The organism is Streptomyces sp. RFCAC02 (assembly GCF_004193175.1).
Taxonomy (GTDB): Bacteria; Actinomycetota; Actinomycetes; order Streptomycetales; family Streptomycetaceae; genus Streptomyces.
On sequence record NZ_SAUH01000001.1, the window covers coordinates 427419 to 439158 of the forward strand.

The window sequence follows — 11740 nt, forward strand, 5'->3', positions numbered from 1 at the left end:
CCGCCGCCGCGCGGCCGCGGGAGGTCGCTCAGCGCTGGAACATCTCCGCGGGCAGCGGCTTCAGGAGCTGGTAGAGGTCGTCGGTGATGGGCCGGTCCCAGCTCGCGATGGTGACGAGCACGCCGTCGCTGCGGTCGAACTGCACGCAGGAGATCCGCGTCTCGGAGCACTGGATGCGGCGGACGATCAGCAGGTTGTCCTCATGCATGACGGGTACCTCCTCGGTGCCCGTCACCTCGACGTCCTCGTCCATCTCCAGCGCGGCGAGCAACTGGTGGACCTCGAACGGCGGCTCGCCGTCCTCCGTCTCGCGGGCGGGCGAGCCCTCCGGCAGGTTCCCGATCACCATGGCCGGTCCGCGCCCGCCGAACAGGTCGTAGCGCAGCACGACGCCCTGGCAGCTCCCGTCGGGCGCCGGGAGCAGGCCGGCGCCGAGCACGCCGGGCCAGTCCCCGGGGTCCATGGCGAGCACGTCGAAGTCGGGGCCTGCGGGCGAAGCGGCGTTGCGGCGGCGGAGAAAGGACATGCCGCAATGGTACGTCGGGGGGCGTCAGCGCCCCGGGGTGCGACGGTCGCCGGGGATCACGGACGAGCGGTGCAGCGCGGCGGCCTCGGCGTCCCTGCCGAGCCGCAGGAGGCAGTCGGCCTCCTCGCTGCGGCTCGCGACCGAGTCCGGGTGGCCGTGGCCGAGGACCCGCTCCCGTGCGCGGCGTACCTCCCGGTGGTCGGCGAGCGCCTCCTCCCAGCGGCCGAGCCAGCTCTGCGCCAGCGCCACCTCGCGGTGGCTGACCAGGGTGTCGGGGTGTTCCGGGCCGAGCGTGCCGGCGCGCAGCGCCCGGACCTGGCGGGCCTCGGCGAGCGCCTCCTCCCAGCGGCCGAGGCGGCCGAGGCTGATGCCGACGCCGTGGCGGGCGCGCAGGGTCTGGAAGTGCGCCGGGTCGGTGACGCGCGCCCACGCCGCGGCGAGGTGCTGGTAGAGCCGCAGCGCCTCGCCGGGGCGGCCGAGCCTGCCGAGGCAGACGGCCGCCTCGTAGCGGGTCTCCAGGACGGCGGGGTCGTCGGGGCCGAGGACGCGGGCGCGGACGTCGGCGACGTAGCCGTGGCCGGCGAGCGCCTCCTCCCAGCGGCCGAGGCGGCCGAGGGCGTAGGAGACGAAGTACTGGCTCTCCAGGGTGGCGGGGTGGTCGCGGCCGAGGGTGCGCTCCCGCTCGGCGGCCACGAGGCGGTGCACGTCGTACGCCTCGCTCCAGCGGCCGAGGCGGCCGAGGCCGAGGGCGGCGCGGTGGCGGCTGTCGAGGACGGCGAGGTACTCCGGCGCGGGGCTGCGCCGGCCGGCCGGTGTCTGGACGAGGGTCGCGACGGCGCCGGTCCACTGGCCGGTGAGGCCGCCGGTGCGGTCGGCCGGCGGGAGCCGGGTGGACCAGGCGCCGGAGGCACGCCAGCCGGGCCGCATGCCGTGGGTCCAGGCGGGCATGCGCGCGGTGGCGCGGTGCTGCCGGGGGAAGGGCGCCCCGGTGGCCGGGTGCACCAGGGCGTGCAGGGTGCGCGCGGGCTCGGCCACGTCGTCGGGCCGGTCGTCGGGGTCCTTCGCGAGGAGGGCGAGGACGAAGTCGTCGAGTTCGCGCGGCAGGTCGGGCCTGCGGACGCTCGGCGGCTCGGGTTCGGTGTCGCGGTGGCCGATGAGGATGGACCACGGGTCACCGAGGTCGAACGGCGGCGAGCCGGTGGCGAGTTCGTACAGGACGCAGCCGAGCGAGTAGATGTCGCTGCGGTGGTCCACGTCCGTGCCGGCGATCTGCTCGGGCGACATGTAGTGCGGGGTGCCCATGGCCATGCCGGCGCTGGTGAGCTTGGAGGTGAGGCCGATGCTGTCGGCGAGCCGGGCGATGCCGAAGTCGCAGATCTTCACGGTGCCGTCGGTGAGGCGCATGATGTTGGCCGGTTTGAGGTCACGGTGCACGATGCCGCGGCCGTGCGTGTACGCGAGGGCGGCGGCGACCTGCTCGGCGATGTCGGCGATGTCGGCCACCGGCATGGGGGCACCGCCGCGCGCGGCCAGGAGTTCGCTCAGGTTGTTGCCCTCCAGCAGTTCCATGACGAGGTAGAGGACGCCCTCGTACTCGCCGAAGTCGTGCACCACGGTGACGCCGCGGTGCTGGAGCGCCGCGGCCACGCGGGCCTCCCTGCGGAACCGCTCGCGGAGCGTCCGCAGGAACGTCTCGTCCTGCCGGCCGCCCATCGGTTTGAGACACTTGACCGCCACCCGGCGGTCGAGGGACTCGTCCCGCGCCCGCCAGACCTCCCCCATGCCACCGCGCCCGATCAGCTCCAGCAGGTGGTAGCGGCCATGGATCAGCATGCCCTCGGCCATCGTGCGTCGCTCGCCCCCCGTCCGTCCTCCGTGCCCGCCCCCTTGTCCTCCAGTATGGTCACCGGGCGCGAGGGTTCCTATGCCGGAGAACGGCAAAGTGACGGCCCGGAAGCTTTCCGGCGCGTCACGGGAGGACGCGCGCGCCGCGGACGGCACGGGTCGCGCGGGGCCGGCGGCAGCGCGCCGCCGTCGCCCGAACCGGCGACACGGACCGCGGCGGCCGTACCCTCCCGCCACTCCCCCAGGTGACGGCGGGGCGGCTCAGCCGAACAGGCCGGTGCTGCCGGAGTCGGCGAGGCGGACCGCCATGTTGCGTTCCATCATGCGCAGCGCCGCGTCGGCGAGGTCGGGGTGGATGCAGGCGACGGCGTCCGTCGGGACGGTGACCCGGAGGTGCCGGATGTGGGCGTCGAGCGCGGAGTACAGGACGCACTGCTCGGTGACCTGGCCGCACAGCACCACGTGCCCGATGCCGTACTCGGCGAGCAGGTATTCGAGCGGTGTCTCGTAGAAGATCGAGTGCCGGGCCTTGACGACGAACAGGGAGTCCCCGTCGGGCCGGACCGGTGCCACGAGGTCGGCGTGCGGTCCGCGCAGGGCGCCGGCGAGGAGTTCGTCGTGGTGGGAGCGCCAGCGGCCGAAGTTGTCGTTGACGTAGATGACGTCCACCTCCTCGTCGCGGGCGCGTCCGATGAGGCGGCGCATGCCGGGCAGGGCGGCCCTGACGGACGGCAGCAGGAGGTCGGCGTCCGGGTGGTCGTAGGTGTTGATCATGTCGATCACGACGAGCGCCGAGCCGCCCCTCGTGGCGGGCGGGGCGTTCACCGCTCCACCGCCACGCGGAAGCTGTCCAGCGTCCCGTCCGCGGCGTCCGGCACGACCATGCCGGCCGCGACGCCGCTGCGCAGGTACCGCACCATGTCGCCGGTGAGCCGCTCCCCGGGGAGCGCGGCGGGGATGCCCGGCGGGTAGGGGGTGAGCATCTCGGCGGCGACGCGTCCGGCCGCCTCCCGCGCGGGGACCTGCTCGGTCGGGCCGAAGAACGCGTCGCGGGGCAGCATGACCTGCTCCAGGCGCATCCGCCGGGGCGGCGGTACGTCGACGGCCGGCGCGGGCCGCAGTCCGTCCGCGTGGGCGGCGACCTCGGTCAGGGCCGCGACCAGGGCGTCGGCGCTCTCCTCGTCGTCGGCGTGGGTGAGCTGGGCGCTGACGCGGCGGTGGTCGCTGACGTGGGCGTTGAGGGCGTGCCGGGCGCGCAGCCGGTCGGCGACGCGGTAGCCGGTGGTGCCGAGCGCGGACACGTCGATGATGATCTGCAGCGGGTCGAGGTCGGCGGCGCGGCCGGGGCCGCAGAAGTCGTCCCGGCCGTGGACGTGGAGTCCGTCGATGTCCGCCAGGCGCGCGCGGACGTCGTGCGCGAGGGGCAGGGCGCGGTCGTAGAGCTGCCGGCCGGTCTCCACCATCTGGCGCCGCCAGCCGTCGAGGGCGGCGTAGATGAGGACGTTCGGGCTGGTGGTGCCGAGCAGGTCGGCGCGGGCGGCGAGGACCTCGGGGGCGATGAGGTCGCCCCGCAGGTGGAAGACGGAGCCCTGTTCGAGGCCGGAGCCCATCTTGTGGACGGAGGTGACGCACACGTCGGCGCCCGCGTCCATGGCCCACGTGGGCAGGTCGGGGTGGAACGGGAGGTGCGCGCCCCACGCCTCGTCGACGATGAGCGGCTTGCCCCGTGCGTGGCACACCTCGGCGACGGCAGCCAGGTCGGTGCAGGTGCCGTAGGGGGTCGGGGAGGTGACGAGGGCTCCGGCCGCGTCCGGGTGCTCGGCGAGGGCCGCGTCGAACGCCTCCGGCGCGGGCGGGTGCGCGAGGCGCAGGTCCGGGTCCCACTGCGGGTCCACCCACACGGGGGTGACGCCCGACAGGATGAGGCCCGAGACGACGGACTTGTGCGCGTCCCGGCCGACGACGAGCTTCTCGTGCGGTCCGGCCACCGACAGCATGGCGGACTTGACCGACAGGGAGCTGCCGCAGGTCGTGAAGAACGTGTGGTCGGCGCCCACGGCGTCGGCCATCAGCCGCTGGGCGTCCGCCAGCACGCCGCCGGACGACGTGCGGTCGTCGAGCCCGGCGATCGCGAGCACGTCGGAGCGGAACACGGCGTCCCCGAGCACGTCGCGCACGCGCGGGTCGGCGCCGCGGGCCTGCTTGTGGCCGGGCGGGGTGAACGGCTTCTGGCCGGTCGCGTGGTAGGCGGCCAGCGCTTCCAGTACGGGGGCTCGCGCGTGGTCCATGACGCCCCGACTGCCCCGGTACGTGACCGGGAAACGGCGCCGTCCGGGCGTCGTGCGGCCGCGGCGCGGTGTCCCCGGCTTCTTCCGGGCCGCCGGGAAGGGGAACGGCCCGCAGGGGCGCGACCTGCGGGCCGTGACTCGGTGGCGGCGTCCGGCTACCCCTTGCTTCCGGCGAGCTGCGGGTCGGCGGCGGCCGGGCCGGCCGGCTCCGGGGCCGCCGGGTCCTCGCTCAGGCCGAAGCGCTCGTGCAGGCGGCGCAGCGGCCCCGGCGCCCACCAGTTGGCGTCACCCGCGAGCCGCATGAACGCGGGCACGAGCACCGTCCTGATGAGCAGGGCGTCCACCAGGACGGCCAGGGCCATGCCGACGCCCAGCTCCTTCAGGAAGACGACCTGGCCGGTGACGTAGCCGGCGAACGTGAGGGCGAGGATGCCGGCGGCGGCGGTGATGAGCGGTGCGCTGCGCTGGATGCCCGCGGCGACGGCGGCCGTGTTGTCGCCGGTGCGGTCGTACTCGTCCTTCACGCGGGCCATGATGAACACCTCGTAGTCCATCGACAGGCCGTAGGCGATGCAGAACATCAGGATGGGGATGCTCGGTTCCATCCGGCCCGCTGGGGTGAAGTCGAGCAGGCCGGAGAGGTTGCCGTCCTGGAAGATCCACACGAGCGAGCCGAACATCACGCTGAGGCTGAGGATGTTCGCGACGGTGGCCTTGGCCGGGATCAGGACGCTGCCGGTCATCAGGAAGAGGATGACGAAGGTGACGACCAGGATGATGCCGACGACCAGCGGCAGCCTCTCGAAGAGGTCGGCGCGGAAGTCCGTCATCGCGGCGGGGAAGCCGCCGACGAGCACGTCGAACGGCGCGGGCTCGGCCCGTACCGCCTCGACGAGGTCGGACATGTCGCCGTCGAGCGCGGCGCGGTCCGCGGTGACGGTCAGCCGCAGCGCGTCGTCGGCGGCGTGCCGTCCGGCCGCCCCGGCGGGGACCTCGGTGAGGGCGCCGTCGCGGTAGGAGCCGGTGTGGGTGTCGACCTGGTACACGCCGGGCAGGGCGGACAGCGCGGTCGCGTAGCTCTCCGTGTCGGCGGCGTTGTCGGCGGGTGCGCCGACGCCCGTGGCGACGATCTGGAGGGCGTCGGTCTCCTCGGTGTCGAAGTTCTCGCGGATCTCCTCCTGCGTGACGCGCGCCGAGGCGTCGGCGGGCAGCACGCGTTCGTCGGGCAGGCCGAACCGGGCGCCGAGGAACGGGGAGCCGAGCGCCAGCAGGACGGCCAGCGCGGGCAGGCCGTAGAGCAGGGGCTTGCGCATCACCCGCAGGGCGAGGCGGTACCAGCGGCCGGACGCCACGTCGGTGGTGGCGGCGGGCGGCGTACGGCGTTCGACGCGGTGGCCGACGGCGGCGAGCGCGGCCGGCAGCAGGACGACGGCGCCGAACGCGGCGGTCGCGACGACGGCGATGCCCGCGTAGGCGAACGACTGGAGGAACGGGAAGGGGAACGCGAACAGCGCGGCGAGCGACGCGGCCACCGTCACGCCGCTGAACAGCACGGTCCGTCCCGCCGTCTCGACCGTGCGGACGACGGCGGTCTCCCGGTCCCGGCCCGCGGCCCGCTCCTCGCGGTAGCGGGCGATGACGAACAGGCTGTAGTCGATGCCGAGGCCGAGCCCGAGGACGAGCGCGAGGTTGGCCGCGAAGGTCGACACCTCGGTGAAGGCCGTCACGCCCCGCAGGAGCGCGAGGGTCCCGAGGACGGAGAAGATGCCGACGCCCAGCGTCAGCCCGGCCGCGGACCAGCGGCGGTAGGCCCACACGAGCAGCAGGAACACGATCGGGATCAGCACGATCTCGGCCCGCAGGAAGTCCTCCCGCGAGGTGTCGCTGACCTGCCGGAAGATCTCGTCCTGGCCGCCGGCGCGCACCGTGACGAGGTCGGTCTCGCGGACCATCTCCTCCGTCGTGTCGGCGAGCTGTTCGCGCACGGCGGTCGCGTCGCCGTCCAGCCAGGCCACGATCAGGGCCTGGGTGCGGTCGCGGCTCACGAGCGTGGGGCTCATGTCGCGCGACCAGTAGGAGTCGACGGTGGCGACCATGGGGGTGCCGGCCAGTTCGTCGGCGACGCGGCGGCCCTCGTCGGCCACGGCGGGGTCGTCCACCGTGCCCTGCCGCGCCTCGACGAGCAGCAGGTAGTTCGGGCTGCCGTCGCCGAACTCCTCGTGCAGGATCTCCTCGGCGGTGTCGGACTCCGACCCCTCGGCCTCGAACCGGGAGAGCGACAGGACGCTCTGCGCGCCGGCGCCGAGGACCGCGGCGACGAGGAGGACGACCGCCCCGGCGATCAGGACGGCACGCCGTCGCCGGGCGGCCAGCAGACCCAGCCTGCGCAGCGGTGGCGGTGATGCGGACATGGAACGCAACTCCTCGTTGTGTCGCCCCGGGACGGGGTCAGGTGGTGTGGGGGTGGCGGGTCACGACACGAAGGTGGGCCGGGACGGTGGGGCGCGGGGCGCGCCGGTGGTGCGGCTCAGCCGCTCTGCCGGTCCAGCCAGTCCGCCAGGGTGTCGTGCACGAGCGGTGCCTGCCGGGCGAGGCCCATGTAGTGGCCGGCGCCGGGGATCTCGATCAGTTCGGTGGACTCGGCGCCGGTGAACAGCGCCTCGTGCTCCGCGCCGCCCTCGACGCGGGCGTCCTTCTCGCCGTACATGAACAGCACGGGCACCTCGATCGAGGGGATCTGCCGCACGTCCATCAGCACGCCGGCGAGCTGCGACACCATGTCGCCGCACGGGTGCGCGTTCTGGTGGGGGACGGCGAGGGCCAGGACCTCGGGGTCGGTGTCGTTGAAGTTGCCGGAGGCGAACTCCTCGGATCCGAGGTCGTAGTAGCTGTAGCCCTCGTTCCCGCCCTGGAGGCAGGTCTGGAGCGAGGTGAAGAAGCGGGCGTTGGCCTGGTCGGTGAGTCCGAGGTCGGTCCAGTCCATGATCACGACGCCGTCCACGTCGCGGAACGAGTACGCCGCGATCTGGGCGACCTGGCCGCCGTTGGACTGGCCGGCCAGGAAGATCCGGTCGAACGCCCAGGTCTCGCCGCCCTCGACGGTGTAGGAGCCGTCGCGGAGCTGCTGGGTGATCTGGTGGGCCATGTCGGCCTGGCCGCCGATGCAGGTGTCGAGGCCGTTGGGCCGGTCGCTGGAGTCGTAGCCGAGGCGGTCGATGGTGAGGGACGCGTGGCCGCGCAGCGCCATCTCCTCGGCGTGGTGGTAGCCCTCGGCGTCGAGGCGCCAGTACCACTCCCCCGCGGCGATGCCGTGCTCGTACAGGGTGATCGCGGTCTCCTCGCCGGCCGCCGCCCCCTCCAGCAGCGCGCGCGGCGCGGTGAGGTGGCCGCGGATCTCGTACGTCTCGCCGTCGACGGCGCAGGCGGCGAGGGTGCGGTTCTGGTTGACGACGGTGAAGGTGACGGGGAGGTCGACGATGTCCTCGTCGGCGAGCCGCTCGGCGGTCGCGGCGGCTGCCGCCGCGGCGTCGGCCTCGGCGTCGGCGGCGGCCGCGGCGGGGTCGGCCGGGGACGCCGGCCCGGAGCCGGCGGCGACGGCCCAGACGGCGGGGCTGAGGGCGAGGAGGGTGGCCGCCGCGCCCACGACGGCGGTTCTGATGTTCGGCATGGGTCAGGGCCTCCGGGGGACGGGCGGGTGGTGGCGGGGGGTCACGCGGCGCTCCGGGCGGGGGCGAGGAGGCCGGCGGAGCGGTACCAGGCGGCCTCGTCGGCGAACGTCTCGGCCGGCGGCCGGAAGGTGACGCCCAGTTCGTCGCGGGCGCGGTCGGAGCTGATGCGGGTGCGGTTGCCGTCGAGGAGGACGCGGACGCCCTCGCGGGTCGCGACCGGCTCGCGGCGGCGGAGTCTCGCCGAGGTCTCCAGCAGGGCGGCGAACGTGAGCGCGGCGCCGGCGGGGATCTCCCGGGGCGCGCCCACCCCGACGGCCTCGGCGACGCCGCGGCAGGTCTCGGCCAGGCGCTGCCAGCGGCCGGCGACGATGTAGCGGCGCAGGGTCCTGCCGTCCGTGGCGGCGCGCACGAGGGCGGCGGCCACGTCGCGGGCGTCCACGATGTGGTTGCCGGCCCTGGGGACCGCCCGCAGGCGGCCCTCGGCGACGGACAGGAACAGGCGTCCCGCCGATGTCGGCCCGGCGTCGCCCGGACCCCACATCCAGCCGGGCAGGACGAGCGGCACCCGCAGGTCCTCGCGGGCGCAGAACTCGGCGATGGCCCGCTCGGCGCGCACCTTGCTGGCGCGGTAGGCGTTGCGTTCCCAGTCGGGCGGCGGGGGCGCGGACTCGTCGGCGGGCGCGTCGGGGGTGCCGGGTGCCAGGGTGTTGATGGAGCTGGTCTGCACGACGACCGGGACGCCGGCGTCCACGGCGGCGCGCAGGAGGTCCGTGACGGCGTCCACGTTCGTGCGGAACAGCAGCGGCAGGTCGGCGCCGGGCTGGTAGTACTCGCGGAAGTAGGCGGCGGTGTGGATCACGGCGTCGGCGCCGGTGAGGGCGGAACGGTAGCTCGCCGGGTCGGTGATGTCGCCCCTCACGGTGGTGAGGAGGTCGTCCGCGGGCAGCAGGCGGCGTGCCTTGTCCGGGTCGCGGACGAGGGCGGTGACCTCGGTGCCGTCCGCGAGGAGCCGGGCGGTCACGGCGGTGCCGAGCAGGCCGGTGGCGCCGGTGACGACCACCCGGCGCAGGGCGGGGGTGCTCACGGGGTTTCCTCCAGTACGGGTTCGCGGGGCGGGCCGGCCGGGACCGCCGTGCCCGGTGGTGGCGGGGCCGCGGGCTCCGGTTCGAGGGGTTCCTCGCGGAGGCCGAACCGCTGCTGGAAGCGGCGCAGGGGCGCCGGCGCCCACCAGGTGGCGCGTCCGCCCAGGCGCATGACGGCCGGCACCAGCAGGCCGCGCACCACCGTGGAGTCGACGATGACGGCGAGGGCGACGCCGAGGCCGAGCATCTTGGTGTTGGTGATGCGGGAGGTCCCGATGGCGACCAGGACGACGGACAGGATGAGCGCCGCGGCGGTGATGACGCCTCCGGTGCGCTGCACGCCCGCGATGATCGCCGCGCGGGAGTCGCCGCTGCGGCGGTACTCCTCGGTGACGCGCGACAGGAGGAAGACGCCGTAGTCCATCGACAGACCGAACGCCACGCAGAACATCAGCACCGGCAGTGTGACCTCGATCGTGCCGGTCGCGGTGAAGCCGAGGAGTCCGGACAGGTTGCCGTCCTGGAAGACCCAGACGACCGCGCCGAACATGGCGGTGAGGCTCAGGGCGTTCAGCACGACCGACATGACGGGGATGAAGAGGCTGCCGGTCAGCAGGAACATCAGGACGAGCGAGGCGCCGACGATGATGACGCCGGCCCACAGCAGGCGGGAGGAGATGGCCTCCTTGCTGTCGGCGAGGACGGCCGCCTCGCCGCCCACCAGCGTCTCGAAGTCCCTGAACTCGGCGCGGGCGCCGATCTCGCGGACCGAGCCGACCAGCGTGCCGGCCTCGGGAGAGCTGATCTCCATGCCGGAGTCGGGGACGACGGAGATGTGGCTCATGCCCGCGTCGGCGCGGACGGAGTGGGCGGGGGTGGGCGAGACGGTCTGCTCGCCGTCCTCGTAGGTGCCGACCGGGGTGTCCACGTACGAGACACCGGGCAGCCCGGAGAGGGCGACGGCGTACCGGTCGAGGGCGTCGGCCACCGTCTCGCGCGCGGAGTCGGCCTCGCGGGCGACGATCTCGACGGTCGCGGTGGCGCTGCTGTCGAAGTCGGAGCGGATCACGTCCTGGGCGACGCGCGCCTCCGCGCCCTGCGGGAGCTGCCGGTCGTCCGTCGTGCCGAACTGGACGTTCAGGAAGGGCAGTCCGATGACGACGAGGACGACGGTGGTGCCGATGGCGAACAGCGGGGCGCGGCCGACGGAGGCCCGCGCGATCCGCAGCCACCCGCGGCCCTCCTCGGCCGGCCCGGCGGCGGGCCGGTTCCGGCGCCGCCGGATGCGCAGGGCGTCCACGCGGTGGCCGAGGAGCATCAGCAGGGCGGGCAGCAGGGTGAGGGCGGCAGCGGCGGCGAGGATGACGACGCTGATGCCGGCGTAGGCGAAGGAGCGCAGGAAGTAGAGCGGGAAGACGAGCATCGCCGACAGCGACACGGCGACGGTGAGGGCGGAGAACAGCACCGCGCGGCCGGCCGTGCGGACGGTGGTGGCGACGGCGTCGGCCGGCTCCGCGCCCGCGGCGAGTTCCTCGCGGTAGCGGCGGACGATCAGGAGCGCGTAGTCGATCGCGAGGCCGAGGCCGAGCGCGGTGGTGAGGTTCTGGGCGAAGACCGACACGTCGGTGAACTCGGTGATGACGCGCACCGCGGCGTTCGTGCCGAGGATGGCGACGATCCCGACGCCGAGGGGCAGCAGCGCCGCCACGACGCCGCCGAAGACGAGGACGAGGATCAGCAGGGTGATCGGCAGGGCGATCAGCTCGGCGGTGAGCAGGTCCTCCTCGATGGTGGACTGCACCTCGTCGAGGACGGCGACGCGCCCGCCGATCGTCACCTCGATGTGCTCGGTGCCCTCCGGCGTGCCGCTGTACTGCGGGGCGATGCGGGCCAGGGTGGCCTGGGCCTCGTCCTCGCCGCCGCTGATGTGGCCGAGCACCATGGCGTAGTCGCCGTCCTCGGACCTGAGCTGGTCGGCACCGGTCTGCCAGTAGGACGTGACGCCGGACAGGTCGGGTTCGAACGCGAGCCGTTCGCCGAGGAGGATGCCCTCGCGGGCCACGTCGAGGTCGTCGACGGCGGCGCCGCCGGTGGGGTGGACGAGGAGGACGAAGTTCGGCTGGCTGGTGGGGAAGGTCTCCTCCAGCAGCTCGGTGGCGCGGGCCGACTCGGAGGAGGTGTCCTCGGTGCCGCCGTTGAGCAGCCGGTCCGCGACCCCGCCGCCGACGAGGACGGCGTCGATGAGGAACAGCGCGGCGAAGAACAGGACGAACTTCGGCCAGCGCGCCCTGCGGGCGGCGGTGGCGCGTGCGGGTGCGGTCATGACGGGCC

At 74.3% G+C, this 11740-nt stretch carries 8 protein-coding genes; all 8 read right to left on the bottom strand.

What is annotated here, in order from left to right:
• Window positions 1-28 precede the first annotated feature (28 nt).
• A complete protein-coding gene (locus tag EMA09_RS01810) occupies window positions 29-526 on the bottom strand; it encodes a hypothetical protein (RefSeq protein ID WP_129838219.1) in 498 nt (165 codons plus the stop codon).
• Window positions 527-550: 24 nt separating this feature from the next.
• Window positions 551-2371, bottom strand: a complete 1821-nt coding sequence (locus EMA09_RS01815; RefSeq protein WP_129838220.1) for a serine/threonine-protein kinase — start codon at window positions 2369-2371, stop codon at window positions 551-553.
• 261 nt (window positions 2372-2632) lie between these two features.
• Window positions 2633-3196: an isochorismatase family cysteine hydrolase gene (locus EMA09_RS01820; RefSeq protein ID WP_276324152.1), complete on the bottom strand. Its 564-nt coding sequence runs from the start codon at window positions 3194-3196 to the stop codon at window positions 2633-2635.
• Entirely contained in the window at window positions 3193-4659 is a 1467-nt protein-coding gene (locus EMA09_RS01825; RefSeq protein ID WP_129838221.1) for an ornithine decarboxylase, read from the bottom strand. Before EMA09_RS01825 ends, EMA09_RS01820 begins: the two co-directional genes overlap by 4 nt.
• A gap of 155 nt (window positions 4660-4814) precedes the next feature.
• Entirely contained in the window at window positions 4815-7070 is a 2256-nt protein-coding gene (locus EMA09_RS01830) for an MMPL family transporter (RefSeq protein ID WP_129838222.1), read from the bottom strand.
• 116 nt (window positions 7071-7186) lie between these two features.
• Window positions 7187-8326, bottom strand: a complete 1140-nt coding sequence (locus EMA09_RS01835) for an alpha/beta hydrolase (protein WP_129838223.1) — start codon at window positions 8324-8326, stop codon at window positions 7187-7189.
• 41 nt (window positions 8327-8367) lie between these two features.
• Window positions 8368-9411 (bottom strand): NAD-dependent epimerase/dehydratase family protein, encoded by a 1044-nt coding sequence (locus EMA09_RS28150; RefSeq protein WP_168220623.1) that lies wholly within the window; start codon window positions 9409-9411, stop codon window positions 8368-8370.
• Window positions 9408-11732: an MMPL family transporter gene (locus EMA09_RS01845; protein ID WP_129838226.1), complete on the bottom strand. Its 2325-nt coding sequence runs from the start codon at window positions 11730-11732 to the stop codon at window positions 9408-9410. Before EMA09_RS01845 ends, EMA09_RS28150 begins: the two co-directional genes overlap by 4 nt.
• Window positions 11733-11740 lie beyond the last annotated feature (8 nt).

What these genes read in the sequence shown, in the direction of transcription:
- EMA09_RS01810 (WP_129838219.1), bottom strand. Translation starts at nt 526, where the DNA reads ATGTCCTTTCTCCGCCGCCGCAACGCCGCTTCGCCCGCAGGCCCCGAC.
- EMA09_RS01815 (WP_129838220.1), bottom strand. Translation starts at nt 2,371, where the DNA reads ATGGCCGAGGGCATGCTGATCCATGGCCGCTACCACCTGCTGGAGCTG.
- EMA09_RS01825 (WP_129838221.1), bottom strand. Translation starts at nt 4,659, where the DNA reads ATGGACCACGCGCGAGCCCCCGTACTGGAAGCGCTGGCCGCCTACCAC.
- EMA09_RS01830 (WP_129838222.1), bottom strand. Translation starts at nt 7,070, where the DNA reads ATGTCCGCATCACCGCCACCGCTGCGCAGGCTGGGTCTGCTGGCCGCC.
- EMA09_RS01835 (WP_129838223.1), bottom strand. Translation starts at nt 8,326, where the DNA reads ATGCCGAACATCAGAACCGCCGTCGTGGGCGCGGCGGCCACCCTCCTC.
- EMA09_RS01845 (WP_129838226.1), bottom strand. Translation starts at nt 11,732, where the DNA reads ATGACCGCACCCGCACGCGCCACCGCCGCCCGCAGGGCGCGCTGGCCG.